Annotated in this window: 27 protein-coding genes; 17 read left to right on the top strand and 10 right to left on the bottom strand. The window is 62.0% G+C overall.

The features are described 5' to 3' along the window. Positions 1-5: 5 nt before the first annotated feature. The 4 genes from PQQ96_RS07220 to PQQ96_RS07205 all read right to left on the bottom strand — a co-directional run bounded on the left by PQQ96_RS07220 (position 6) and on the right by PQQ96_RS07205 (position 3,401). Positions 6-497 (bottom strand): putative molybdenum carrier protein, encoded by a 492-nt coding sequence (locus PQQ96_RS07220; protein ID WP_408290372.1) that lies wholly within the window; start codon positions 495-497, stop codon positions 6-8. A gap of 88 nt (positions 498-585) precedes the next feature. Further along, on the bottom strand, positions 586-2,130 hold the full coding sequence (gene guaA / locus PQQ96_RS07215) for a glutamine-hydrolyzing GMP synthase (RefSeq protein ID WP_408290370.1): 1,545 nt from the start codon (positions 2,128-2,130) through the stop codon (positions 586-588). A 1-nt stretch (position 2,131) separates the two neighbouring features. After that, positions 2,132-2,761: a phosphoribosyltransferase family protein gene (locus PQQ96_RS07210; RefSeq protein WP_408290368.1), complete on the bottom strand. Its 630-nt coding sequence runs from the start codon at positions 2,759-2,761 to the stop codon at positions 2,132-2,134. A 199-nt stretch (positions 2,762-2,960) separates the two neighbouring features. After that, positions 2,961-3,401 (bottom strand): DMT family transporter, encoded by a 441-nt coding sequence (locus PQQ96_RS07205; RefSeq protein ID WP_408290473.1) that lies wholly within the window; start codon positions 3,399-3,401, stop codon positions 2,961-2,963. Positions 3,402-3,602: 201 nt separating this feature from the next. Here PQQ96_RS07205 and punR point away from each other — a divergent pair, with 201 nt between their 5' ends. From punR to PQQ96_RS07190, 3 genes are all read left to right on the top strand, one after another. After that, positions 3,603-4,505: a DNA-binding transcriptional activator PunR gene (gene punR / locus PQQ96_RS07200; protein ID WP_408290366.1), complete on the top strand. Its 903-nt coding sequence runs from the start codon at positions 3,603-3,605 to the stop codon at positions 4,503-4,505. A gap of 118 nt (positions 4,506-4,623) precedes the next feature. Beyond that, a complete protein-coding gene (locus PQQ96_RS07195; RefSeq protein WP_408290364.1) occupies positions 4,624-5,109 on the top strand; it encodes a GNAT family N-acetyltransferase in 486 nt (161 codons plus the stop codon). Between the two features lie 40 nt (positions 5,110-5,149). Continuing rightward, positions 5,150-5,479 (top strand): low molecular weight protein tyrosine phosphatase family protein, encoded by a 330-nt coding sequence (locus tag PQQ96_RS07190; protein ID WP_408290362.1) that lies wholly within the window; start codon positions 5,150-5,152, stop codon positions 5,477-5,479. Positions 5,480-5,506: 27 nt separating this feature from the next. On the opposite strand, the gene PQQ96_RS07185 is transcribed toward PQQ96_RS07190, so the two are convergent. Next, entirely contained in the window at positions 5,507-6,091 is a 585-nt protein-coding gene (locus PQQ96_RS07185; protein WP_408290361.1) for a flavin reductase family protein, read from the bottom strand. A 95-nt stretch (positions 6,092-6,186) separates the two neighbouring features. Here PQQ96_RS07185 and PQQ96_RS07180 point away from each other — a divergent pair, with 95 nt between their 5' ends. Next, positions 6,187-6,369 (top strand): hypothetical protein, encoded by a 183-nt coding sequence (locus tag PQQ96_RS07180; RefSeq protein ID WP_408290359.1) that lies wholly within the window; start codon positions 6,187-6,189, stop codon positions 6,367-6,369. 6 nt (positions 6,370-6,375) lie between these two features. Further along, positions 6,376-7,182: an aminoglycoside phosphotransferase family protein gene (locus tag PQQ96_RS07175; RefSeq protein ID WP_408290358.1), complete on the top strand. Its 807-nt coding sequence runs from the start codon at positions 6,376-6,378 to the stop codon at positions 7,180-7,182. 110 nt (positions 7,183-7,292) lie between these two features. Here PQQ96_RS07175 and PQQ96_RS07170 read toward each other — a convergent pair whose 3' ends face one another. Continuing rightward, a complete protein-coding gene (locus PQQ96_RS07170; protein ID WP_408290356.1) occupies positions 7,293-7,988 on the bottom strand; it encodes a GntR family transcriptional regulator in 696 nt (231 codons plus the stop codon). Between the two features lie 388 nt (positions 7,989-8,376). Between PQQ96_RS07170 and PQQ96_RS07165 the strand changes: the two genes are divergently transcribed. The 4 genes from PQQ96_RS07165 to PQQ96_RS07150 all read left to right on the top strand — a co-directional run bounded on the left by PQQ96_RS07165 (position 8,377) and on the right by PQQ96_RS07150 (position 13,483). Then, positions 8,377-9,714, top strand: a complete 1,338-nt coding sequence (locus PQQ96_RS07165; protein ID WP_408290355.1) for an MFS transporter — start codon at positions 8,377-8,379, stop codon at positions 9,712-9,714. A gap of 18 nt (positions 9,715-9,732) precedes the next feature. Next, positions 9,733-10,476, top strand: a complete 744-nt coding sequence (locus tag PQQ96_RS07160; protein WP_408290353.1) for an enoyl-CoA hydratase/isomerase family protein — start codon at positions 9,733-9,735, stop codon at positions 10,474-10,476. Next, positions 10,473-12,041 (top strand): acyl CoA:acetate/3-ketoacid CoA transferase, encoded by a 1,569-nt coding sequence (locus tag PQQ96_RS07155; RefSeq protein WP_408290351.1) that lies wholly within the window; start codon positions 10,473-10,475, stop codon positions 12,039-12,041. The genes PQQ96_RS07160 and PQQ96_RS07155 overlap by 4 nt, the downstream gene beginning before the upstream one ends. A gap of 95 nt (positions 12,042-12,136) precedes the next feature. Then, positions 12,137-13,483: an FAD-dependent oxidoreductase gene (locus PQQ96_RS07150; RefSeq protein ID WP_408290350.1), complete on the top strand. Its 1,347-nt coding sequence runs from the start codon at positions 12,137-12,139 to the stop codon at positions 13,481-13,483. Between the two features lie 59 nt (positions 13,484-13,542). Here the strand turns inward: PQQ96_RS07150 and PQQ96_RS07145 are convergent, their stop codons facing one another. Both PQQ96_RS07145 and pdxR read right to left on the bottom strand, forming a co-directional pair. After that, on the bottom strand, positions 13,543-13,875 hold the full coding sequence (locus tag PQQ96_RS07145; protein ID WP_408290348.1) for a hypothetical protein: 333 nt from the start codon (positions 13,873-13,875) through the stop codon (positions 13,543-13,545). A 224-nt stretch (positions 13,876-14,099) separates the two neighbouring features. After that, positions 14,100-15,647 carry a MocR-like pyridoxine biosynthesis transcription factor PdxR gene (pdxR, locus tag PQQ96_RS07140; protein ID WP_408290346.1) on the bottom strand — a complete coding sequence of 516 codons (1,548 nt, stop codon included), beginning with the start codon at positions 15,645-15,647 and terminating at the stop codon, positions 14,100-14,102. A gap of 108 nt (positions 15,648-15,755) precedes the next feature. On the opposite strand from pdxR, the gene PQQ96_RS07135 reads away from it, so the two are divergent. Further along, complete coding sequence (locus PQQ96_RS07135) at positions 15,756-16,496, top strand: GNAT family N-acetyltransferase (protein ID WP_408290344.1); 741 nt, start codon at positions 15,756-15,758, stop codon at positions 16,494-16,496. A gap of 110 nt (positions 16,497-16,606) precedes the next feature. Here PQQ96_RS07135 and PQQ96_RS07130 read toward each other — a convergent pair whose 3' ends face one another. Beyond that, positions 16,607-17,143, bottom strand: a complete 537-nt coding sequence (locus PQQ96_RS07130; protein WP_408290471.1) for a GNAT family N-acetyltransferase — start codon at positions 17,141-17,143, stop codon at positions 16,607-16,609. A 259-nt stretch (positions 17,144-17,402) separates the two neighbouring features. On the opposite strand from PQQ96_RS07130, the gene PQQ96_RS07125 reads away from it, so the two are divergent. Further along, positions 17,403-18,074 carry a VC0807 family protein gene (locus PQQ96_RS07125; protein WP_408290470.1) on the top strand — a complete coding sequence of 224 codons (672 nt, stop codon included), beginning with the start codon at positions 17,403-17,405 and terminating at the stop codon, positions 18,072-18,074. Positions 18,075-18,083: 9 nt separating this feature from the next. Here the strand turns inward: PQQ96_RS07125 and PQQ96_RS07120 are convergent, their stop codons facing one another. Then, the gene (locus tag PQQ96_RS07120) at positions 18,084-18,950 is read right to left on the bottom strand and encodes a LysR family transcriptional regulator (protein WP_408290342.1); all 867 of its coding nucleotides are present in this window, start codon (positions 18,948-18,950) and stop codon (positions 18,084-18,086) included. A 124-nt stretch (positions 18,951-19,074) separates the two neighbouring features. Between PQQ96_RS07120 and PQQ96_RS07115 the strand changes: the two genes are divergently transcribed. The 6 genes from PQQ96_RS07115 (at position 19,075) to PQQ96_RS07090 (ending at position 23,914) form a co-directional block, all read left to right on the top strand. After that, the gene (locus tag PQQ96_RS07115; RefSeq protein ID WP_408290340.1) at positions 19,075-20,019 is read left to right on the top strand and encodes an AEC family transporter; all 945 of its coding nucleotides are present in this window, start codon (positions 19,075-19,077) and stop codon (positions 20,017-20,019) included. A gap of 118 nt (positions 20,020-20,137) precedes the next feature. After that, positions 20,138-20,947, top strand: a complete 810-nt coding sequence (locus PQQ96_RS07110) for an AraC family transcriptional regulator (protein ID WP_408290338.1) — start codon at positions 20,138-20,140, stop codon at positions 20,945-20,947. Positions 20,948-21,286: 339 nt separating this feature from the next. Next, a complete protein-coding gene (locus PQQ96_RS07105) occupies positions 21,287-22,252 on the top strand; it encodes a quinone oxidoreductase family protein (protein WP_408290336.1) in 966 nt (321 codons plus the stop codon). 55 nt (positions 22,253-22,307) lie between these two features. Next, positions 22,308-22,484, top strand: a complete 177-nt coding sequence (locus PQQ96_RS07100) for a DUF1427 family protein (protein WP_074290155.1) — start codon at positions 22,308-22,310, stop codon at positions 22,482-22,484. Between the two features lie 158 nt (positions 22,485-22,642). Continuing rightward, positions 22,643-23,221 (top strand): DUF4337 domain-containing protein, encoded by a 579-nt coding sequence (locus PQQ96_RS07095; RefSeq protein WP_408290335.1) that lies wholly within the window; start codon positions 22,643-22,645, stop codon positions 23,219-23,221. Between the two features lie 75 nt (positions 23,222-23,296). Beyond that, complete coding sequence (locus tag PQQ96_RS07090) at positions 23,297-23,914, top strand: LysE family translocator (RefSeq protein WP_408290333.1); 618 nt, start codon at positions 23,297-23,299, stop codon at positions 23,912-23,914. Positions 23,915-23,918: the final 4 nt, after the last annotated feature.

Raw genomic sequence — 23,918 nt, 5'->3', positions numbered from 1 at the left:
GCGAGTCACTTTAGAAACGGCTTGACGTAGCGCTCCAGCATCAGCGTGACAGCTTCGCGAGTGTATTGCTGGGCCTGCGGTGCCTTGCTGGCCCGCGGACCTGCCACGTTCAGCGTTTCGATGTTATGCCGCTCCATGAACCGTCCGATCTCTTCAGCCGCCGTGGCTTGCGGCGTCACAGCGGAGTCTATGGTCTTCACCGGCTTGCCTCGCGCCACGCACCACTCATAAGTTTCGAGCGTGCCGCCGCTCAAACTGCCAGAGTGGATCACCACCGTGCCATCGGTATCGAGCAGATTCCGCAGCGTCCGCTCTTCATAGCCTGCGTTGGGAAGTTCGGTCAGCGGATACCGCTCCGGTATCGCGCCATCCTCTGCCAGTCTTCCCGCCGGGCACCATCCACCGCAGGGAAATTGCATCTCCAACGCGGCGTCCAGCGCGCCGCGGTCGACGCCGGTTTGTCCGCCGGAAACGATCCGTTTCAACAGGCTCACCATGTTTACTCCCGAATGTTCTTCTAACGACACTCCGCGATTTGCAGCGGAGCGTCGGGTCTCCATCGCGCGCCTCGTCAGCGCGCAATTCTTATTGCCACTCGATCGTTGCAGGCGGCTTATCGGTGATGTCGTAGACAACCCGGCCAATGTCCATTTGATCGGTAATCTTCTTTGATATTTCCGCCAGGTATGGAAACACCTTGCGCGAGAAATTCGCGGTCATCGAGTTAGTCGACTCCACCGCGCGAATCACAATGGCCTGTTCGTTCTTCACGTGTTTGTCGCCCTTCACGCCGAGGCTCGGCACGTCGACAAGAATGCTGAATGCCATCCACACGTCGCGCGACACGGGCGAGTTGTTGATCACGTCCTCGACAATCTCGGTGGACTGGCGAACGAGTGCGACCCGCTCACGCGTCACCTCTCCTTGTACGCGAATTGCAAAGCCCGGACCTGGAAACACTTTCTTATGCACGACGTAGTCGGGCAATTCAAAGTAAGTACCGATCTTGCGCACCTGATCCTTGAACAGATAGCGGAGCGGTTCCAGCATGTCGAAGTTCAGTCGCTCTGGCAATCCGCCGACATTGTGGTGCGGCTTGATCTGCGAAGAGAACTTCGTCACGCCGCTTTCCACTACGTCCGACCAGATCGTGCCTTGCGCGAATACTTCGGCATGCTGCTGCTTCGCGACGACTTCAAATGCGTCGATAAATGCCTTGCCGATCACCTTGCACTTCTGGAACGATTCCGTCACACCGGTTAAGTCACCGAAGAATCGATCGGCCTCACGAATGATCTGCAGATGGATATCGTTATCGGCGCAAAACCGCTCGACTTCGAATTCAGTCTGAGTGGGCATCAGGCCGCTATCAACATAGATTGCGACCAGTTGGTCTTTAGCGACGCTCTGCCGGATCAGCTTCGTCATCACATAAGAATCGACGCCGCCCGACAAGCCGACAATGATGCGGCGATCCTTGACGAACGCCTTGATCTCCGGAATCTTCTGTTCAACGAACGCCTGCGGAGTCCACTTCTGTGCCGGCTGCGCGCCACAGATGCGAAATGCAAAGTTAGTGAGCATCGCCGTACCGGATTCGGTGTGCGACACCTCCGGGTGGAACTGCAAGCTATACAAGCGCCGCTTTGGATCTTCGAGCGCGGCAATCGCGCCGCTCGCGCTGCGCGCAATGACGCAGAACGCTTCGGGTACGGACAACACGGAATCGTTGTGGCTCATCCACACGGTAATCTGCCGTTGTTGCACGCCCGCGAACAACTCACCAGCTTCGAGCACGTCCACTTTGGTGTCGCCGAACTCCGACTGTTCCTTGCCGACGCTGCCGCCATACAAACTCGCAAGCAACTGATGACCATAACAGAGTCCCAGCACCGGCAGACCCGTTTCGAGCCAATCACGGTCGAACGCAATCTCGTTCAACTTCACGGAAGACGCGCCGCCCGAGAACACAACGCCCTTTAACTGCCGTCCACCGTCGCGAACATAGTCGCGATACTTCAGATCCGCAGGCACGATCTCAGTGGGAACACCGATCGAGTCGAACGCAACCTTGATCAAATGGGTGTACTGGCTACCGAAATCGAGTACAACAATCATGTCCTGGCTCATATCAATTGACTCCGCTTTCCTTTACCTGTTTTTCAATAAATCGTTCGATCTCTTCAGCATCCCGCAGGCCGAACTTGCCGTTCTCGACAGCGGCTCGTACAAGGCAGCCGATCTGCGCAATCGACGTGATTTTGGTTACCCGCAAGCGGTGCTTGATGAGGGCGTCGAGGCCGTAACTCAGGATCGTGTACAAATGAATTTCGCCCGCAAACTGGCGCAGGTAGTCGACCACCGGTTCGACCGTCCGGCCCGACACCAGCGTATCGTCGACAATTGCGATCTTGCTGCCGTGTTTAGGATCGCTGCCCACGAGCCGGCCGCCTTCCGCATGCCGCTTTTCGTCCTTCCGATAGAGCGACAACGGGGCTGCCAGATTGTCCGAACAACGCGACGCAAAATAACTGCCTCCGCTTTCCAGCCCGCATACATACGTAATGCCGTCTTTCTCCATCTGTTCGGACAACAGATTAGCCAGTGTCTCCCTGACTGGCTTATGCGGCAGCGTATTTTTGAAATTGATGTGAATGGGTGAACGTCGGCCGGGTTTTACTTCGATATAACGCTCGGCACGATACGCAATGACGTCTTCCGTGTTGAGAATCAGGTCGATAGCGACATCGCTGGGGGACATTTGGCCTCCTGCTTTCTTTTAAAGTTGAAGTCGTCGTACCCGGTCATGTTTGCCTATGACCGGCGCGACGCCGCGCGCGTGCCCCGGCAATCCGCCGTGCGGCACGTCTTGGAGTTCATGAAAGATCGGGTGGGTAACCGCGTCCGCTGCGAGACGCGCTATCGGCGAGCGGGCGATACACCCGTTATCAGACTAGCCGCTACTTCGACGTGAGCCAGACACCGAAGATAATCGCGCCCACGCCAGCCAGCCGCGTAAGGTCCGCTGGGCGCGCGGTCGCGCCCAGCCAGCCAAACTGGTCGAGCAACAGCGACACGATGAACTGCGTGCCGACAATGATGGTGAATGCCGTGGTCAGGCCGAGCCGCGAAGCTGTGTAGCCGATCGAGCCGGCGATCACGAGTCCCAGCACACCGGCGGTCAGCGCGTACCAGGGCACGTCCATCCATGCTCTCGTGCTGCCGTCGCGAAGCGTGAAAAGCAGAACGATTGCCAGTAAGGCACCGCTTGCGTAATTGACGAAAATACCACCGGTGGTACCGATGCTCTTTTCCATGACGCCCATAAACTGGCCCTGTAATGCCACGGCGCATCCGCCCAGTACAGCAACCGCAGTTAATCCAATCACATTGCCGGACATAATATCCACATTCAAATCATCAGCATAAGTTGACAGGACGGAATTTTTATTCTTCCGCAGATGACGCGCGATTTATCGATTGCCAGGCCCGAATGCCTGTCGTATAAGCGAACTCGGCACAGTATCTACTTGTCCGGTTAAAACCTGAAACGCTATATTTTCACTTCTGCTGTTAAATCGTTTCACAGTGAGGAGCGTCTTGTGCTGTCGATAGAATCGCTGCAACTGGTCGACCTGATTGCCCGAACCGGCAGCTTTACCGCTGCGGCGAAGGCATTGCATCGGGTGCCGTCGGCGGTCAGTTATGCGGTCCGGAACATCGAAGAGGAACTCGGCGTCGAGCTGTTCCGGCGCCTGCATCGCACGGTTGTATTGACCGAGGCCGGCCGCCATTTTGTCAACGAAGCGCGCGGCATGCTCAACAAGATCGACGAAATAAAACGCGAGACGCTACGCGTGGCCAACGGCTGGCAGCCGAGCCTGTCTATTGCGCTCGACAACATCGTCTGCGCGGACAGGATCAGCGCGTTGATGGCGGACTTCTACCGGCATTTCGACAATGTAGAGCTCATCGTGAGCATCGAAGTGTTCAACGGCGTATGGGAAGCGCTGGCCACCGGTCGCAGCGATATCGCAATTGGCGCGACCACGGCCGTGCCGGTCGGCGGAGAATTTCAGTTCAGGGACATGGGTTCGATCGAATGGGCGTTTCTGGTGAGCAGGCATCATCCGCTCGCCGCGGTCACAACGCCCTTGAGCAATGAAGTCCTGGCGGTGTTTCCGTCGATCTGTCTTGAAGACACGTCGCGGGATATTCCGAAACGCACGACCTGGCTGCTGCCGAATCAACGCAGGCTGGTCGTGCCCGACTGGCAGCGCGCGATCAATTGCTTCACCGAAGGTTTAGGGATCGGCTACATGCCGGTACATCTTGCAAGGCCCTATGTCGAGTCCGGCGCACTGGTGGAAAAGACGGTCGAGCATCCGAAGGCGCCCGCACCATGTTGCGTCGCCTGGTATGGCGGCAAGACGCCACCGGTGCTGGAATGGGTGCTCGATTATCTCGGCGACAGCGAGAAACTCCATCGCGAATGGATATCGTGAGCGAGCCGGCGTCACTACCCGGCGGCCTCAGTCCCACGTACTATAGCGGGACAGGAGATTGGCCGCCGCGCACGGCAGCCCTTTCGATCCACCATCCAGACCGACCGAGCCCTTCACCTTGACCATTCACATCCGCCACGCCCACGCGCCCGACGCCGCCTTGATTCTCCGCTTCATCACCGGACTCGCGGTGTATGAAAAAGCAGAGCACGAAGTTGTCGCGACCGTTCAAGACATCGAAACAAGCCTGTTTTCCGCCACATCCACGGCGAAGGCTTTGATCTGCGAAATGAACGGCGAGCCGATCGGCTTTTGCGTCTATTTCTTTTCCTATTCGACGTGGCTCGGCAAACAGGGGCTCTATCTGGAAGACCTGTACATATCGCCGGCATCGCGTGGCAGTGGCGCGGGCAAACAGATGCTGCGCCACCTCGCGCAAATTGCATGCGAAACAGGCTGTGGGCGCTTCGAATGGAGCGTGCTCGACTGGAACGAGCCGGCAATCGGTTTCTATGAATCGATCGGCGCGAGCGCGCAAAGCGAATGGGTTCGCTACCGGCTGGCAGGCGATGCGCTCACGGCGTTTGCCGGGGGCAATAGTTGAAACACGCCTGGCCTTCGAACAAAAACATCGCCGATAGTCAGTGACACGCGCCTTGTTTATCTGCAGCAAGAACCGCCTGCGCAGCCCGACGGCCGAGCAGGTGTTCGCTGCGTGGCCTAACGTCGAAACCGATTCGGCCGGACTTGGTGCGGATGCCGACGTGCAGCTTTCGCCCGAGCAGCTTCGCTGGGCCGACATCGTCTTCGTCATGGAGAAAGCGCACCGAGCGAGGCTATCGGCAAAATTCCGCGCGTGTTTAAGCGGCAAAAAAGTGATTTGCCTCGACATCCCCGACGACTATGTGTTCATGCAGCCCGAGCTCGTCGCGCTACTGGAGCAGAAGGCGGGCAGATTCCTAAGGCAGAAATAGCGGCGTGGGCGCGCCGCCGCTAACCGATTAACCCGCGGCCCCGCTCGCTACCGGCGCGACTTCAAACGCGTCGCCCGTAGCGAAGAAGGTCCCGCCCGCCACGTAATGGCACGTACGCAGATCGGGGTCGTCGCCGAAATGCCAGCGGTTGTTCGAATACACGCGGCTGTCCGCGTAGGCGGCGACCACCTCACCAATGATCAGATCGTGCCGCTGGCTATCGTCGGGGATGACCTTGCATTCCATCCACGTGATACAGCCGGCCAGCATCGGCACATCGATTTCTTGCGCAGGGAAGGTTTCGAGATCGAAGGCCGAGAACTTGTCGAGTTCAGCACCCGCGTTCGTGCCGACTGCCAGCGTCTGCGCGGCGAATCCGCGGCTCGGCAACTGCAGCCCAAACACGCCGCTCGCTTCGATCAGTTGCCGCGTGAGCGTGCGGCTATCGACCACCACGACGACCTTCGGCGCGGTGAAATCGAGCGGCATCGCCCACGATGCCGCCATCACGTTCGAGCGGCCGCCGTGCGCGCTGGTAATGATGGTGACGGGTCCATGATTCAGTAACTGCGTGGCGCGCGACAATGCCACGGGTTCCCGGGTGACTTTCATACGTGCTCTTCCGCGTCAAATGGATCAGACAGATTGTAGCGGGGACACGCGAAACGGGTGAGGCAAGCCGTCAACTGCGCCGGTTCCAGGCGAAAATGCAAAACAATCAAACCGTTGGAGAGACCGTGCGCGTCGTCTGCTTGCATACCGTTGACAGCAATATCGCCCTGTTCGACACGGCCGCCCGCGCCGCCGGATTCGAGGCGCTCGTGTTGGCCCATGTGGTTCGCGCCGACTTGCTCGCCGCCGCAGTCCACGCAGCCACACTCGCAGCCTGAAGCGCGATGTTTGCCGAATACATCGTCAAGTGGGACCTGCTGCCGGACGGCGAACCGGTCCGCACGCACAGCAGCCGCCTGTTGCCGGTTCGCCAGCATGGCGTCGCCGCGATGCTGAAAGTTGCGCAGGAACCCGAAGAGAAATTCGGCGCGCGGTTGATGGTGTGGTGGGACGGCGACGGCGCGGCCCGCGTGCTCGCCCATGATGCCGACGCCCTGCTGCTGGAGCGCGCCGAAAGCAATCACGCGTTAGTGGACCAGGCCCGCATGGGCAACAGTGAGGCGGACGACCACGCCATCGACATTCTCTGCGCCGCCGCTGCACGACTCCACGCACCGAGAAACAAACTCCCGCCTGAACTGATCGGCTTGCCGCGCTGGTTCCAGAGCCTCTGGCCCGCGGCAGCGCAATACGGTGGCTGGCTCGCAGACAGTGCCGCCGCCGCACACGCCCTGCTCTCTACACCACAAGACCTGGTCGTGCTGCACGGCGATATTCATCATGGGAACGTGCTCGATTTCGGCGCGCGTGGCTGGCTGGCGATCGACCCGAAGGGTCTGTATGGCGAGCGCGGCTTCGACTACGCAAACATCTTCTGCAATCCGGACCAGGCGTCCGCGCTAATACCCGGACGGTTCGAGCGGCGCGTCGAACGCGTGGCGCAAATCGCCGGACTCGAAAGGCAGCGCTTACTGCAATGGATTCTCGCGTGGTCAGGTTTATCCGCGGCGTGGATTCTCGAAACAGGCGAGACGCCGGACGTGGATATCGACATCGGCGGAATGGCGGCAGAAGCGCTGAAGCGGAAGTGACCGCAGGGAACTGGAGAGGAAACCACGGGTAGGTGGAGAGGCCACGCCAGTGCGTGAGCACCAGTTACCGAGGCCAGCATCGATTCTGGCTATTGGCGAAGTGGTCCGCCCTACGCTCGTGCGGGTTCCCGAAGTGGTTCGAAATCCCGCGTCAGACACGCTTTCGTATACGCATCAATGTAATCCATCATGGCGTCGGCCGCGAGGCCGGCTGCTCGCTCGTCGCCAGCGGCGATCGCATTTGAGACGTCGCTGTGCAACCGGCTCGCCGTTTTCAAGTCGTTGAGGTACTGGTGTTGCATGTAGTAAAACCGGCGAGATAGCGCATGCAGGGGGGCAATGGCCTCGGCGGCGAACGTGTTGCGCGCCAGTTGCGCCATGAGCTGGTTGGCGACGTACAAACTGCGCAAATACGCTAGAACGTCCCCGGATTCACCCGCGGCCTCCAGCGTAGCGGCGGCCGCGCGCATCTGTTCCCGTTCGTTCGGGAGGGCCCGGCGGGCTGCCCGCTGGGCGATTAGCCGCTCCAGTTCGCGGCGCGTTTCCAGCACAAGTAACTGCTCGTGAATATTGGGCGTGGTGATCATGATCCCGTGGCGCGGGACGATCTCCAGGAGATGCGCTGCCTCGAGCCTTTGCGCCGCTTCACGCACCGGCGTTCTACCAATTTCGAGTCGCTCGGCCAGCGATACTTCCGACCACACGCTGCCTGGGGCCAAAGCAAGCGTAACGATTAACTCTTCCAGTCTTTGATGGGCCTGCTCGGCGAGCGTGCCAGTTTCTACTGCTTCACCATTCGTCGGCATTGTGCGAGTGTCAGAAATACATTGCTAACATGTTAGCCCCGTACGGACATCCTGTCCAACGGGCTTGGCTGTCGATTGCCGCCTCCTCCACGCTGTCCTCCGCCCCCTCGCCGGCACCTGGCTCTGCGCGGCCCCGTCCCTAATTGTGACCTCGCCACCCGCATCCGGCGGCGCCCGCAGCGTCACGGCGTATTTGCCGCCTATCGCCCCGGCGTACGCATTCTCATGACGTTCAACACCACCAGCGCCGCAGCGTAAACACCAGTTGACGCATCGGTGACCGTTAAATATCGTACCAACATGTTACTGACATATCACAAAAACATCATCGTGAGACGAGTGCACGCGAGACGTACTTGCTCGCGAATTTAAGGAGACACCTATGCGCATGAAAATCAGTTACCGATGGATAGTGGCGATCGCGCTATTGGTCGCGTACAGCATCCAGTTCCTGGACCGTGTGAAAACCAACCTGCTCAATCCGTTTATCGCAGCGGACCTCGGGCTGACCATGGGGGACATCGGTACCGGCACCTTTCTCATGCTCATTTTTTACGGGCCGTCTCAATACATTTCCGGGGTACTGACCGACAAGTACGGCGCCAAGAAGATGTTGATCTTCTCGGTGATCTCGTGGTCGATCATGACCTGGTGGATGGGCTTTCTTCACACCAAATATGAGTATTTCTTCCGGATGGCACTGTTCGGCATGTTGATCGGTACGGAGTACGTACCGTCCGCCCGGATTCTGATGCGCTGGTTCAATAAGGAAGGGCGTGCCCAGGCGCAGGCGCTTCTCTCGTGGGCATGGATTCTCACGCCGGCGTGGGCGAGCATCCTTGCGACGCAAATGGCGGCCCATACCGGAAGCTGGCGTACTGTGTTTTTCATCACCGGTGCACTCGGCATATTTCCGTTGCTTCTGATCGTGTTCTTCGTCTTCGACCGGCCTGAGCAATATCGCGGCATTACCCACGAGGATCTTCAGTACAGCTACAAGGAGGAGATCGAAGCCGGCATTCTGAAAGGCGACAAATTCGAGAATGTGCAGAGTCAGATCCTGAAGCTCAAGAATTTCTCGTTCCTCGACCTTTTCAAGAGCCGTTCCTATATCGCAGTCGTGGTCGTCGACGTCGTGATGCAGGTGACGTATTGGGGCGCGTCGATCTGGATTCCGCTGTATCTCGCTGACAAATTCGGTTTCAAGCTCACGACAATGGGCTATTGGAGCGCGCTCTATTTTGGTGCGGGAGCGATCGGTAGCTTCGTGTCCGCCTACCTCTCGGACAAAGTGTTCCGCGGCAACCGCCGGATCATGATCGCGACGTGTTTCGCCGGCTTGATCCCCTTCGTGCTGACCATTGCCACCATGCAATCCGGCAATCACGCCTTGCTTGCCGTCGTGCTTTGCGGCATGGGCTTCTCCGCCAATATGGCCTGGGGCCCATTCCTGACGGTACCTGCCGAAATCTTCACGCCGGAAGTCTACGGCAAGGCGATGGGATTCGTGAATGGCGTGGGCTACGTCGTGGCCGCCTTCAGCGCCAAGATCTTTGCGAGTCTGATCGTGACGACCAGCAGTGGCAAGGACTACACGCAAGGCTGGATTTTCCTCGCCTGCTGCATCGTGGTCGGCATCGTCGCGTCCTGGTTCATTCAGACCACACCTCGGAGCAGCACAAACAGCGAAGCGGCGTCGGTAACCGAACCGGCCGCAATTCAATAATTCACGTAGGAGGCATCCATGCTCATCACCAAGCGTGACGATAAAGTCGTCGTCCTAACCATTGACCGACCACAGCGCCGAAATGCGTTGGGCACCGAACTCGTACAGTCGCTGCGCGCCGCGCTAAGCGAACTCGACGCCGATCCGCAAGTGCACGCGATTGTGCTGACCGGAAGCACTCCGGGCTTCTGTGCGGGGAGCGATCTTAAAGAACTCGGCACGATGAATCTGACGGAGATGCGCGAGCACGAGGCAGTCACTGCCGCGGTAGCCCGCTCGATCTCCATGCTGAGCAAGCCTGTCGTGTGCGCCGTTTCGGGCTTCTGTCTGGGCGGCGGGTTTGCGCTGGCCGCGGCATGCGATCTCGTCGTGACCGACGCAAGCTGCCGTTGGCACATGCCGGAAGTCCGGATTGGCTGGATTCCTCCCTGGGGTCTGCAATTCCTGTTGGGGCGCTGCACGCCGGCAACCGCGCGGCGCCTCGCCTGGGGCATCGAGGAAATCGACGGCGCCGAGGCGTGTCGCCTGGGGCTTGCGGACTACGTGACTATCGGAGACGACGCACTTCCGATGGCCATGGCCGTCGCGCACTCGCTCGCGGATATGCCGCTACCTGCAGTCGTTGCAACCAAGCGCTATTTCCGTGACAGCTTCGCGGTGCAAGGTGAAATCCGCGACGCGGAAGCCAATCTCCTGTTTGCTGAAAACTGCGGCCATCCGGTCGCCAAGGCGACACTCGCCAAATTCGGGGTGAAAGTATGAGTAAGGTCTGCTCGGCCAGCGAGGCCGTTTCAATGATTCGCGACGGAAGCAACGTCGCCAGTGTCGGCGTGATCGGTTGGATCACGCCCGACAGTATCCTCAAGGCGATTCGCGAACGCTACGATGCCGACGGCTCCCCGGGTAACCTGTCGTTCTACTTCCCGTGCGGCACCGGGGACTCGATGGGAATCAGGGGGATGGACTGGGTCGCAGCGCCTGGACTCATGAAGCGCATCGTCTCCGGCTCGTATGTTAATCCGGTCAACCCGCAAACCGGCCGCCGCCCGGAATTGATGCGCCTGATCCGCGAGAACCAGATTGAGGCGTACAGCTGGCCCATCGGCGCGAGCATGCACTGGTTGCGCGAGGTGGCGCGCAACAGCCCCGGCTACATGACAAAAATCGGCCTTGGCACCTACGTCGATCCGCGCCAGCAAGGTGGCAAGCTGACCGACCGGAGCGAGGAGGATCTCATCCGGCTGGTTGAGTTCGATGGCGAAGAGTACCTGTACTATCCGACCCGCAAGCTCGACGTCGGCATCATCCGGGCAACCAGTGCCGACGAGTTCGGGAACCTGTCGTTCGAGGGCGAGGCGCTGATGTCGTCATCGCTGGCCATCGCGCTCGCGGTCAAGGCTTGCGGGGGGAAGGTCATCGCGCAGGTCGGGAGTGTGACCGGGCGACGCACGCGGGCCGTCCAGGAGGTCAAGATCCCTGGGGTGCTGGTCGACCACATTGTTGTCGATTCCGAGCAGATGATGGTGACGGATACCCATTTCGATAGCGCGTATCTCGGCGGCCAATCGCTGGATTTCAGCCGGCTGGCACCGTTGCCCATGGGCCCCGACAAGGTGGTGGCCCGCCGCGCCGCACGCGAGGTGCCGCGCAAAACCGTCAGCATTTTCGGTTTCGGTGCGTCGTCGGATGCACCGTTGACGATGTGGGAAGACGGCCTTTTCGAAGGCGACAAGATCAACGACTACTGGATGACGACCGAGCACGGCACCTTTGGCGGTCTGGTCATGAGCGGCTGGCAGTTCTCGGCCAACCTGCATCCGGAAGCCTTGCTCGACGGCCTGTCGCAATTCGATTTCATCAACGGTGGCAATTGCAAATTCGCGGCGCTCGCCTTCGCGCAGTTCGATTCGCATGGCAATGTGAATGTCAGCCGGTTCGGGACCTTCAATCCGGGGGCCGGCGGGTTCATCGACATCGCCCACAACGCGCGCGATCTGATTTTCACCGGCACCTTTACCACCGGCGGACTGGTCACCGATATTTCTTCCCAAGGCCTGAGCATTGCTAACGAAGGGCGAGTGCAGAAGTTTGTGAACAACGCCGAGCAGATCACTTACCCCGTGATGAAGAACGTCAGGGAGCGTGGGCAGACTGCCAAGATCATCACCGAGCGCGCGGTGTTTCAGGTCGAGCCCGATGGCCTCGTACTGACGGAAATCGCCCAAGGTGTCGATGTCCGCAAAGACGTGCTCGAGCAGATGGAGTTTCGTCCTAAGCGAATCGCGGAAGAGCTCAAGACGATGGAGTCTGATCTGTTCAAGGCTTGACGATCCTGTCAAACGCGCTCCGACTTGCCGCCCGGCTGTAGCCGGGGGGCGGGTTGGCGGCGTACTCGAGGTATCCCCTTGCGAGAAATACATTCATGACAACGACCCATGTGGCACCCGGCGTTGATAGGCGACCGGTACAGGATGTGCACGCCGATGTACTGGTGGCCGGCGGCGGTGCATCAGGATTGGCTGCTGCGGTGACGGCCGCCCGGCAAGGTTGCAAGGTCGTTCTGGTAGAGCGATATGGTTTCTGTGGCGGCGGCGCGGTCGCCGGACTTTCCGGCACGATCTGCGGCCTGTATGAGGCAAGCGAAGGCAATGCACCACCGCGCCAACTGGTGCATGGTTTTGTCGATGAGTTCATCACGCAGATGGAGGGTCGCGATGGGTTGAGCGCCCCCCTCAAGTACGGCAAGACCTATACGCGTGTCCACGAGCCGCTCGCCTGGCGCGAAACGGCGGACGCATTGCTCACGGAAGCTGGCGTGACGACGCTCTACCATTCAATGGTCACTGAAGTACTGCTCGACGGCGAGCGGGTGGCAGGTGCGCAGCTTTACACGAAGGAAGGCAAGGTGCGGGTGCACGCTGCCGTCACGATCGACGCCACCGGCGACGCGGACCTGGTCTCGATGGCCGGGTTCCCGACCTCCATGGGGCACGACGGTCACGTACAGAATCCCACGATGATTTTTCGGTTGATGGGAGTCGACGTCGAGCGCTTCCTGGCGGCCTATGGCAGCGATACGATCATGCCCACCGAGGTTTCAGCGCAGATCGCCACGGCGAACGCGAGCGGTTATCACCTGCCACGCGCCAAGATATGGCTGTTTCCGACGACGCGGCCGGGCGAATTGCTCTGCAATTGCACGCGGGTGACCGGGGCCGATGGCCGCGAACTCAACGCCGTGCTGTATCGCGATTTCTCGGAGGCGGAATTCGAAGGACGCATTCAGGCACGCGAATATGCGCGCTTCTTCCGCGAGCATCTGGCGGGATGCGAGGCGAGCTGGATGAACGACACCGCCGTGCAGGTGGGGGTACGGCAGACGCGTCAGGCAAGTGGCGTCAAGACCTTGCGTAACAGCGACATCCTGTCTGGTGCCAAGTTTGCGGACGGCATTGCCCGATCACCGTGGCCGATCGAGTTGCATAGCGGAAACCGCCCTCGCGTCGAGTGGCTCCTCAACGACTACTACGAAGTACCATTCGGCTGCTTTGTGCCGAGCCAGGGTGAATCGCTGCTGGTCGCCGGGCGCTGCCTGTCTGCGCAGCATGAAGCGGTAGCGTCCGCGCGTGTGACGGCGCAGTGCTTTTCCTATGGTCATGCGATTGGCCACGCAGCCGCACTGGCCGCCCAGGAGCGCATTGACACCCGGCGCGTTGCCGGAGAGGACATTCGCATTCTGCTCAATCGCGATGGTGCGAGACTGGATTGATGAAGGTGGCCAGGCGGCGCGATCTGTTACGCGGCCCAGCCACCTAGGCATCCCGTCACTCAATGCGGGGCTTTGCCGTTGGGCAGGGCGTCCAGCGGTTTGTGCTGTTCTTCGCCGACTCCAGGGAAGAACGCGTTCCATGCGGCGCGCACGCCCTGAGCCGCGGTGGCCTCCGCGCCGATCGATTCTGCCTCGCCGTCGGCAGCTTTCGACGGATCGGCGGAAAGGCCGCGCCAGTGCGTAAACACCAGCAACGGTTTCTCGGTCCAAACGCCGTCGCCGTATTTCGCAAATGCCGTGTCCCCGCTCGTCAACTGCACCTCATACCAGCCTTCATGCACGGGCGTATGGGCGGCAAGCTCAAACCAAGCGGTCGGTTCGATTTCCTTCATGTCGTCTCCGGTCGAATAGATCGTCATAGATAACCACAACAAAGGCATGCTTCATGCCCGAACCCGGCGGCGGCCCGGCAGGCTCGCGCCGCATGTCACGCGATGTTGCATGACAGTGCGCTGGGCATGACCTGCGGGCGATTTGTCGACGTCGCGCACGTCGAAATCGCCACGCATAAACGACACGATAGCGCGACATGGGCCACGCGGACAAACGTAAAAACTTACACAGCGCGCGTGGTGATCGACTCGCTTACCGACCCGCTTGCTGCCCCATTTTCCGACTCGCCGCTCGATTCACCCGCCATCTCGCGCACCAGCTCAACCAGGACGCGGACGACGGGCGCCAGTTGCCCGGCTGGCGTGCTGCCGTACCCGATCACCAGCCCATTCGTCTCCTCGCGCTGCTGCAATGCAAAACCCGACAGCGCGCGCGGATTGAGCCGCGCGGCGAGCGCACGTTCGGCGAGGGTCCGATCGGAAATGTGCGGCGGCAAGCGAAGCGTCAGATGCATCCCGCAATTGCCCCCCAGAATCTGCGACGGCGCGAAATGCGCGGTGAGCGCGTCGCGCAGCGCCTGCTGGCGCTCGCGGTACAAACGCCGCATGCGGCCCAGATGCCGCCCGAATTCGCCGCTGTCGATGAAATGCGCCAGCGCCAGTTGCTCCAGACGATGCCCGCCGCGCAGCATCTCCTGCAACGCAACCGCCGTGTGCGCGGCGATTGGGCGCGGCAGCACCACGAAGCCGATGCGCAGCGCCGGAAACATCGTTTTGCTGAACGAGCCGACGTACAAAACCGGCGCGTCCTCGACCAGCCCTTGCATGCTGGCGATTGGCTCGCCGGTATGGCGGAATTCGCCGTCGTAGTCGTCTTCGATCAGCCACGCGCCGCAGCGGCGCGCCTGCGCAATCAGCTCCAGCCGGCGCGCCACCGACAACACCGCACCGGTCGGATACTGATGCGCAGGCGACGTGTAAATCAGCTTGGGAGCCTGCGCACGCCAGGCGTCGGGTGGAACCGCGATACCTTCGGGGTCGACCGGCATCGGCAGTATGGTCAGATCGCCGAGATTGAAGGCGGCCTTGGCGCCGCGATAGCCCGGATCTTCCACCCACGCGATGTCGCCCGGATTGGTGAACAGCCGCACGCACAGGTTAAGCGCCTCCTGCGCACCTTCGGTGATCACCACCTGCGCGCCGTCACAGCGGACACCCCGCGCCATCCGCAAATGCGCGGCGATCGCGTCGCGCAGCGCCGGTTCGCCCGCCGGGTCGCCGTAGCCGAGCGCGAGCGGCAACGCACGCTCCATTGAACGTTCAAGCGCGCGCCGCCAGGCAGCGACCGGAAAATGGTCAAGCGCGGGCGTGCCCGGCGTCAGCGGCAGGGTGTTGTCGGCATGGGTGCGCGTCGCCGCGAATTGCTCGACGCGCGCCGCGTAGGTGACCTCCGGCGCGACCGGCGGTGTCCGCGGCTCACCGCGTGCAGAAGGGTTGAAGAGCGGACTCACGCGCGTGCCCTTTTTGTTGGCCACGACATAGCCGACCGCGGCCAGATGCTCGAAGGCGATCACTACCGTGTTGCGCGACACGCCCATCTCCGCCGCCAGCAAGCGTGACGACGGCAGCAGCGACCCCGCCGGCAAACGCCCCGCGAGGATGGCCTGCTGCAAACGTTCGATCAACTGCTTTTGCAGCGGCGCGGGCTTTTCGCTACCGCCCGCGGTGGCCGCAGCGGCCGGGTTGGCGAGCGGGCCAATGATCTCGATCATTTTGGCTGGACCTATCAAATACTGTTCGGCTGGATCTTTTTAACATACCACGTTTGCCGTATCGTTCTCCATAAGCAGCGATCACCCACCTTCGACAGGAGAGCAGACATGGAACCCAGACGTAACGCCTTCGAGCAGCCGATCGGCGCGCCCGTGCCGGGCTGGAGCGGCGCCCAGGCGCCTGGCCGCGCGCCGCTGGTGGGCAGCTATTGCCGGATCGAGCCGGTGGATGTGGACCGCCATGCTGCGGATCTGTACGAGGCCTACAGTTCCGCGCCCGATGGCCGCGACTGGACCTATCTGGCGGTCGGGCCGTTCGAGAGCCTCGCCGCGTATCGCGAGCATCTGACGCGTATGGCCGCCTCCCCCGATCCGCTGCACCACGCGGTGATCGATCTGGCAACCGGCAAGGCAGTCGGCACGCTCGCGCTGATGCGGATCGACCGCGCGAACGGCGTGATCGAAGTCGGGCACGTCACCTATTCGCCGCGCCTGAAGCGCACGCGCATCGCCACCGAAGCGATGTTCCTGCTGCTGAACCACGTGTTCGACGACCTCGGCTATCGCCGCTTCGAATGGAAGTGCGATTCGCTGAATGGACCGTCGCGCACGGCAGCGCTGCGCTATGGCTTTACGTTCGAAGGGATCTTTCGGCAGGCGATCGTGTATCACGAACGCAATCGCGATACCGCGTGGTTTTCGATCATCGACAGCGAATGGCCTGCGCTGCGTCCGAGCTACGCGCGCTGGCTCGATGCCGGCAACTTCGATGCACAGGGCAAGCAGGTTGAGCGGCTGGTTGACCTGATCGCGCAGCAGCGGGCAGCGGCGAGCAAAGGCGGTCAATAAGGCGAGCAGGCGTACCGGTTCGCGGGCCCGGCATGCGCCGGCTCCGCGATTCCGAGACTTCACAGCCTGAAGAAACTAACGAGATTTCAGACGATGTCTCGTGCGGCGGGTCACACCATCCCTGCCGCTCTCCGCAGCATGATGGTCGGCTGGCCTTTGTACGTCGTGCGAAGCTGTTCGCGATAGCCGCACTTGCGCGCGACGTTCAGCGACGGCTGGTTTTCCGGCGCGATGATGCAGGCCGTGTCGCCGCCCGGCCAATGTGCGTCGGCCCAGGCGAGTGCGGCGCGCACCGCTTCGGTCGCGTAGCCGCGATTGTGCACGGCCGGGTCCAGTGCCCAGCCCACTTCAGGCGTCTCCATCAACGAAGGCTCGATCTCGCGGTGGTAGTCGGCAAACCCGACTTCGCCGAGGAACCGGCCGCCGTCCTTTTCCCGCACCACCCAATAGCCGTATCCCAGCATCGCCCAATGTCCGGCGTAGCGCAGCAGGCGCGCCCAGACTTCTTCGCGCGTGAACGGCTTGCCGCCGATATAGCGGATCACTTCGGGATCGGACCACATCGCATAGCTATCGAGGAAATCGTCGCGCGTGTGCGGACGCATGATCAGGCGGTCGGTGGTGAGGAGCGTGGGGCGGGTCGACATAGATGGGCGGGTGGTTGGCATGGACGCTTCTGGCTGGGAAGCGCTGAAACGTGGCTGGGATGATCGCAGATTTTTTGCGCGCCAGGTGCGCTGCCACCATCCTGGCGGCGCTCGCGGCGCGCTGCAAACGCTGGCATGCGAGGGGGCTTCGCCCTACACTCCCTGGATACGCATGCGCAGCCACGCCAGCGCGACAAGCACGGCGAAGACCGGCGTGCGCGACTCGCGCGTCATTGCCACGCTCACCGCCGTTCCGTCCATGAAAGCCCGCTTGCGTTACGTCTCCGCGCTGATCGTGAACCTCGCCTTGCCGTGGCTCGCCTACCGGCTTGCTTTCCCGCACTATGGCCAACTTGGCGCGCTGGTGGCATCGGCGCTGCCCTTGATCGCGTGGATGATCTGGGACCTGGTGCGCCACAGCCATTTCGACGCGCTCAGCGCAATCGTGCTGGCCGGCATCGTGCTGTCGCTGATCGCGATGGCTGCAGGCGGCGGCTCGCGCATACGAGCGCTAGAAGATCCAATGGTCTCGGGGATGATCGGCGTATCGTTCCTCGTCTCACTGGCCTTCCCAAGGCCACTGGTGTTCTACCTCGGCCGCTCGACGATGGCGCGCGAAGATCATCGCAGCGTCGAAAGATACGAAAAGCATTGGCGCGAGCGCCCTACGCTCGTCGCCTATATCCGGTTTATGACACTCGTCTGGGGCCTCGGCATGACGGGCGAGAATCTTTTGCGCACCCTGATCGTCTGGCAATGGCCAAACGATCCGCGCTCGGCGCTCGCCTCCGAGGTGCTGCGTTACGGCGTCTATTCTGGCTTAACGATCTGGACGTTCTGGTGCCGGCGGCGCCTCAGGCAGGACGCCAAGCGCTATCCAGCCGACCCGGCAGACCCGGCCGACGCCACGGACCGTCTGGCGAATTCGTGAAGCAGCCCCTCACGCCAGTTCGAGAAACCGCGCCAGACACGGATTGCGATTAGCCGGCGACCACGCCAGCACCTGCTCGATCAACGGCGCATCGACCAGCGGCCGGAACACCACGCCCGCGAGTTGCATCTTGCGCATCGAAGCGGGCACCAGCGCCACCCCCACGCCTTCATCGACGAGGCTGAGCACGGTCTGCTGCAACTGCACTTCAAAGCGGATATCCGGTTCGAAGCCGCCCGAGCGGCAATGCTCGAGGATGGTCGCGCGCAAGATCGGCGCGACTTCCTCGGACGCCAGCACGAACGGCTCGCCCGCCAGTTGCCCGATTTTCAGACGCCGCGCGCGGGCTCGCGGATGGCTGCGCGACAGCGCAACGCACAAAGGCTCGCGGAGGATCGTCCGGGTCGCGATGCCCTTGTCGGGCACGCCCGGAAACATGATCGCCGCGTCGATCTGTCCGGCCAGCACTTGCGCGGCCAGATCGTTCGAGACGACCTCGCGCAGATTCAGTGCGACCCCGGGAAACGCCGCGCCGAACGCACGCGCATAGCCGGGCACGACGTTGTACGCGGAGCACATCGTGAAGCCGATGGCGAGCTTGCCGGCGTCGCCGTGCGCCGCGGCTTGCGCGTTGCTGACCGCCTGTTCCACGGACGCGAGGATCGCCTTCGCATCGGCGTAAAAGCGCTCGCCGGCCGCAGTGAGCGTGACGCTGCGCGGACTGCGTTCGAGCAGCGTCACGCCCAGGCTCGCCTCCAGTGCTGCCAACTGCCGGCTCAAAGGCGGCTGCGACAGATTCAGGCGTGCCGCCGCCCGGCCAAAATGGCGCGTCTCGGCGAGTGTCACAAAGTAGCGTAGCGGCTTGATATCGATCACGACGCCCTCGGGCTGGATGACGATGCAAAAAAGGTATTGTTGAAGACAAAAAACAGTATTGGATTGTATCAACGCAAGCCACTACGCTGGCGCATCGCTCTGTCCGTCCACGCCTTTTGCATCGATGTTAGCTACTCTCGAGATTCTGCTTCCCGTGTTTGGTTTGATTTTCGCGGGCTTTGCCTGTCGCCGGCGCGGCGTGCTTGGACCGAACTCCGCGTCCGAGCTGAATCGCTTCGTGGTCTGGCTGGCGCTGCCGGCTCTGCTGTTCGACACGATGGCGCACGCCACCTGGCAGCAGCTCTATCAACCGGCTTTCGTCGCGACGTTTTCGATCGGTTGCGTCAGCGTGTTTCTGCTGATTCTCGTCATGCGCTTGATGAGCGGCCGGCATCTGGCGGATGCAAGCGTCGACGCGATTGCCGCGTCGTATCCGAACACCGGCTACATCGGTTTTCCGCTCGGCATGATCGCGTTCGGCTCAGCCAGCCTCACGCCGACCACGATCGCCACGATCCTGGTCGCGTGCGTGCTGTTCGCGCTCGCGATCGTGCTAATCGAAGTGGGCTTGCAGACCGAACGCACGCCGCACAAGCTGGGGTTGAAAGTGCTGGGTTCGCTGGCGCGCAATCCGCTGATCGTGTCGCCGATTGCGGGTGTGCTGTTCGCGAGCACTCACGTCGCATTGCCGCAAAGCGCGGAGACGTTTCTGAAGCTGCTGAGCGGCGCCGCCAGTCCGTGCGCGCTGGTGAGTCTCGGCCTGTTCCTTGCGGAAAAGCGTCCGTCCGAGCCCGGCTCGCGCGGCATCTCGCTGCTGCTGACCGGCTTCAAGCTGCTCGGGCAGCCGGCACTGACCTGGTGGCTCGCGGCGCGCGTATTCGGCCTCTCAGCCACGCTGGTCGAGATGGCTGTCGTGCTGGCCGCGTTGCCCACCGGCACCGGCCCATTCATGCTGGCCGAGTTCTACCGGCGCGAAGCGCACATCACCTCGCGCACGATCTTGCTGTCGACGGTGGGATCGGTCGTCACCCTGTCGTTGTTGCTGCTGCTGATGGGACATCGGCCGTAGGCGCGCCGGGAGAATGCACGGTTTTTGCACCGTTTCGCGCCTCACGCTATGCTTCGCACACGGATCGCCAAGGTCCGCAATCTTTGTGCGCGAACCGCAAACAGCGAACCGAGCCGCCGTGTCCCAAGCCCGCCCACCCGAACTCCACGACGACGCCGACGCCCGCTCGCTCGCACGGCGCTATCCGCGTGGGCTGCGCATCGACCCGCATTCGCACACGTGGGCGCAGGTGCTGTACGCGGTGTCGGGCGTGATGTGGGTGGAAGTCGGCCGCGAAGCGCTGGTCGTGCCGCCGCAGCGCGCGGTCTGGCTGCCCGCCGGCACGGTCCACTCCATTCACATGATGAGCGAGGTAGAGATGCGCAATCTCTATCTGCACGAGCGCAACGTCGGCCACCTGAGCAAGCGCAGCGACGTATTCGAGATCAACGGCCTGCTGCGCGAACTCATCACGTCGATTGCGGAATACGAGCGCACCCATGCTCGGGACGAAACCTATCTCGAAGCCGCCTATCGTCTCGCGATGCTGGAGTTGGGGCACGCGCCGCGCTCGTCGCTGCGCATCGCGCTGCCCGATGCGTCGGACCGGCGGCTCGATGCGTTGTGCCGGGCGGTGATCGAGAACCCGTCGATCGCGATCAGCTTCGAACAGCATGCGGCATCGGTCGGTGCGAGCGTGCGCACGCTGGCGCGCCTCTTCACGCGTGAGCTGGGAGTGGGCTTTGCCGAATGGCGGCGTCAGGTGCAACTGGCGGTGGCCGTGTCAGGCCTGGCCGAAGGACGCTCGGTCAGCAGCATCGCGCGCTCGCTGGGCTTCCAGCCGAGCAGCTTCAGCGACATGTTCCGGCGTGAACTCGGTGCGCCGCCCACAGGTTTCGATGCGAGTAGCACGCTGAGCGAGGCGGCTCCTGAAGCGTCGCCAGAGTAAGGTCGAGACAAGCAGCCTGCTGACAGGTGAGCGCTTCGCGCGGGGGACCGGGCCACTTCCTGCCGGCTGAGCAGCGCGCTGACGGGTAAGCCATTCGTGCCGTTGACTCACCCGTTCGCGCTGCCCGCCGAGCCACTAGCCGTCAGCTAAACGACTCGCGCTGACGGACGAGCCACTCACGCTATCGGCCTGGCAGCGCCGCGTGTTGCTCGTCCTTGGGCCCGCGGCACGCCTTGTCCGAAATTCGAAAGTCTTTGTCTCGACGCCTTTGTGCCGGTCACCTAGACTACGCTCATCGGCTGCACACCGCAGCACAAGACCCGACAGGAGTGACACGCAATGAAAGCGATTCAGTTCAAGACGTTTGGCAGCCCCGAGGTGCTCGAATACGTCGATCTGCCGACGCCCCAAGCCGACGCGGACAGCGCCGTCGTGCAGATCAAGGCGGCCTCGGTGAATCCGAGCGACGTCAAGAATGTGTCTGGCCATTTCGAACACACCGTCTTGCCGCGCACGCCCGGCCGCGACTTCAGCGGCGTCGTGGTGGACGGCCCGCAGGCATGGCTCGGCGCCGAAGTGTGGGGCACCGGCGGCGATATCGGCTTCACGCGTGACGGCACGCACGCCCAGTTCATCAAGATCCCGCTCGCCGCCCTGTCGCGCAAGCCCACCACACTCAGCCACTCGGCGGCCTCCGCGATCGGCGTGAACTTCGTGGTCGCATGGCTCGGCACGGTCGAGTACGCCCACCTGCAAGCGGGCGAGACGATTGTCGTGATCGGTGCGGGTGGCGGCGTCGGCGGCGCGGTGGTGCAGATCGCGAAAGCGCGGGGCGCGCGCGTGATTGCCACGGACCGCCATCCGCTTTCCGCCGATACGCCTGCGGGCCGCCTGATCGACGACTACGTTCCGTTCGACGAAAACGTGACCGCGCGCCTGAAGGCGCTGACCGGCGGCGCCGGTGCGGACGTGGTGTACGACACGGTCGGCGGTGTCGCGTTTGCGACCGCACTGAGTCTCGTCAAGCGCCGCGGCCGGGTGCTGGAAATCAGCGCCACGGGTCAGCGCCGTGTGGAATTGGACCTGATTGATTTCTACCACAACGAAACGCAACTGCTCGGCGTGGATAGCGCCAAACTGGGCGTCGCCGAATCGGCGCCGCTGATGACGGCGCTGGTGGAGGGTTTCGAAAGCGGCAAGCTGCAAGCGCCAGCCATCGCGCAGGAATTTCCGCTCGAACGCGCACGCGAGGCCTACGACGCGGTGGCCGCCGGCACGCGCGGCCGGGTCGTCATCACGATGTGATGGCCGAAGCAACCGGCGGGCGTGGCTGCCCGCATTTCAGATGGATGCAACGAAAATGAAAGCGTATTTGATCTCACTCGCTGCCGGTGTGGTGGTCGGTTTGCTCTACAGCGTGATGCAGGTGAAATCGCCCGCGCCGCCGACGGTCGCTCTGGTCGGCCTGCTCGGCATGCTGGCTGGCGAGCACGTCATCCCCCTCGTACGGACGTGGCTGGCCATCGGCGTTCATTGAGGCAAGCCGACGGCTGATACCTTGTCCATCTCCGAGCGCCTCACGCTAAGATTGAGGCCGCCGGGCGGCCACGCAGCGCTTGCTGCGTTGCCCGCGCATGTGCCACCGCCATGCGCGCCGCCCGGCGATCACAAGAAAAGCCTGGCTCGGAGAATCAGATGTCTGAAGAATATGAAGTGCATGGTCCGCATGACCATGCGGTTGAACACGCCGGCCACCACGACGAGGACCCCTTTGCGAGCCGCATGGCCGTGATGACGGCGATCCTCGCGACGATCGGCGCACTGTGCGCCTACCAGAGTGGCAACAGCGAAAATCTGGCGTTGTACTACAAGAACGAAGCCGCGATTAAAAAGACCGAAGCGTCGAATCAATGGAACTACTACCAGGCCAAGGGCGAGAAAGAGAATCTTGCTGAACTCGGCGCGGCGCTGTCGCTTGGCAATGCCGACGCACATGCAAAGTTCGTCGCCGACGTCGACAAGTACAAGGAACAGAAGGAGCCGATTCGCGTGAAGGCTGAAGCGATCGAAAAAGAGGTGGTGGACAATGACGCCAAAAGTGAAGTGCTGCTGCACGGCCATCATCGCTGGGCGCAGGCCACCACCTTGATTCAGGTCGCGATCGCGCTGTGCGCGATCACGTTGCTGACCCGCAAGAAATGGCTGCGCAATCTGTCATTCGGTATTGCGGCGGCGGGCGTGATCACGGGCGCGATGGCGTTCTTTTCGGCTTGATTGGGCGAACGGCGCGGCGAGTGCGGGGACGGACTGCGCTGCGCTTTGCTGGATGGATGAATGAAGGAGGGGTGTGTGATTGATGGGTCCGCAGTACTAGGCGTCTTCTCCGTGTATGTGGCCGGCGTGGTGATCCCCGGCCCGAACTTCGTTGCGGTCGCGCACAAAGCAGCGTCGGCAACGCGCATCGAGGCGCTCGCGATGGTCGCCGGCATCGTGCTCGTCAATCTGTTCTGGGCAAGTTGCGCGATTCTTGGCGTCGGCATCGTGTTCACCGCGTTTCCGTGGCTCGCGCTGGCGGTGAAGATCGCCGGCGCCGGTTACCTGATCTGGTTCGGCGGACGCCTCATCGCGAACGCCTCCAAGGGCAAGCCTGTGCAAAGCGTGCAGGCTTCGGCAGGCGGCTTCCGGCAAGCATTCGCGCAGGGCTTCGCGACCAACATTGCGAATCCAAAGTCGATGGCGTTCTTTGCCGCGGTGTTCTCATCCGCCGCACCGCCGCATGTGAGCGTGGGGACATTTGCCGCGATGCTCGGCATGGTGTGCGTGGTCGCGAGCAGTTGGTATGGGTTCGTCGCGCTCACGTTGTCGCACGCGCGGATTGCGTCGGCTTACCGGCGCTGTAAGGCGTGGATCGATCGCGTGTGCGGCGGCCTGATCGTCGCGTTGGGCGTGCGCCAGTTGATCCGGTAAGTTA

Origin of the sequence: Paraburkholderia sediminicola, assembly GCF_046027825.1 — a bacterium.
In the GTDB taxonomy this organism is placed as follows: Bacteria; Pseudomonadota; Gammaproteobacteria; order Burkholderiales; family Burkholderiaceae; genus Paraburkholderia; species Paraburkholderia sediminicola_D.
The sequence above is the reverse complement of the archived record's forward strand: the minus strand, read 5'-3'. Positions and strand labels throughout refer to the sequence as shown.

Coding starts and splice junctions, on each gene's coding strand:
- PQQ96_RS07155 (WP_408290351.1), top strand. CDS start 10,473: ATGAGTAAGGTCTGCTCGGCCAGCGAGGCCGTTTCAATGATTCGCGAC.
- PQQ96_RS07125 (WP_408290470.1), top strand. CDS start 17,403: ATGAAAGCCCGCTTGCGTTACGTCTCCGCGCTGATCGTGAACCTCGCC.
- PQQ96_RS07210 (WP_408290368.1), bottom strand. CDS start 2,761: ATGTCCCCCAGCGATGTCGCTATCGACCTGATTCTCAACACGGAAGAC.
- PQQ96_RS07150 (WP_408290350.1), top strand. CDS start 12,137: ATGACAACGACCCATGTGGCACCCGGCGTTGATAGGCGACCGGTACAG.
- PQQ96_RS07180 (WP_408290359.1), top strand. CDS start 6,187: ATGCAAAACAATCAAACCGTTGGAGAGACCGTGCGCGTCGTCTGCTTG.
- PQQ96_RS07170 (WP_408290356.1), bottom strand. CDS start 7,988: ATGCCGACGAATGGTGAAGCAGTAGAAACTGGCACGCTCGCCGAGCAG.
- PQQ96_RS07165 (WP_408290355.1), top strand. CDS start 8,377: ATGAAAATCAGTTACCGATGGATAGTGGCGATCGCGCTATTGGTCGCG.
- PQQ96_RS07130 (WP_408290471.1), bottom strand. CDS start 17,143: ATGTCGACCCGCCCCACGCTCCTCACCACCGACCGCCTGATCATGCGT.
- PQQ96_RS07145 (WP_408290348.1), bottom strand. CDS start 13,875: ATGAAGGAAATCGAACCGACCGCTTGGTTTGAGCTTGCCGCCCATACG.
- PQQ96_RS07220 (WP_408290372.1), bottom strand. CDS start 497: ATGGTGAGCCTGTTGAAACGGATCGTTTCCGGCGGACAAACCGGCGTC.
- guaA (WP_408290370.1), bottom strand. CDS start 2,130: ATGAGCCAGGACATGATTGTTGTACTCGATTTCGGTAGCCAGTACACC.
- PQQ96_RS07135 (WP_408290344.1), top strand. CDS start 15,756: ATGGAACCCAGACGTAACGCCTTCGAGCAGCCGATCGGCGCGCCCGTG.
- PQQ96_RS07205 (WP_408290473.1), bottom strand. CDS start 3,401: ATGTCCGGCAATGTGATTGGATTAACTGCGGTTGCTGTACTGGGCGGA.
- PQQ96_RS07095 (WP_408290335.1), top strand. CDS start 22,643: ATGTCTGAAGAATATGAAGTGCATGGTCCGCATGACCATGCGGTTGAA.
- PQQ96_RS07185 (WP_408290361.1), bottom strand. CDS start 6,091: ATGAAAGTCACCCGGGAACCCGTGGCATTGTCGCGCGCCACGCAGTTA.
- PQQ96_RS07175 (WP_408290358.1), top strand. CDS start 6,376: ATGTTTGCCGAATACATCGTCAAGTGGGACCTGCTGCCGGACGGCGAA.
- pdxR (WP_408290346.1), bottom strand. CDS start 15,647: ATGATCGAGATCATTGGCCCGCTCGCCAACCCGGCCGCTGCGGCCACC.
- PQQ96_RS07115 (WP_408290340.1), top strand. CDS start 19,075: ATGTTAGCTACTCTCGAGATTCTGCTTCCCGTGTTTGGTTTGATTTTC.
- PQQ96_RS07100 (WP_074290155.1), top strand. CDS start 22,308: ATGAAAGCGTATTTGATCTCACTCGCTGCCGGTGTGGTGGTCGGTTTG.
- PQQ96_RS07160 (WP_408290353.1), top strand. CDS start 9,733: ATGCTCATCACCAAGCGTGACGATAAAGTCGTCGTCCTAACCATTGAC.
- PQQ96_RS07105 (WP_408290336.1), top strand. CDS start 21,287: ATGAAAGCGATTCAGTTCAAGACGTTTGGCAGCCCCGAGGTGCTCGAA.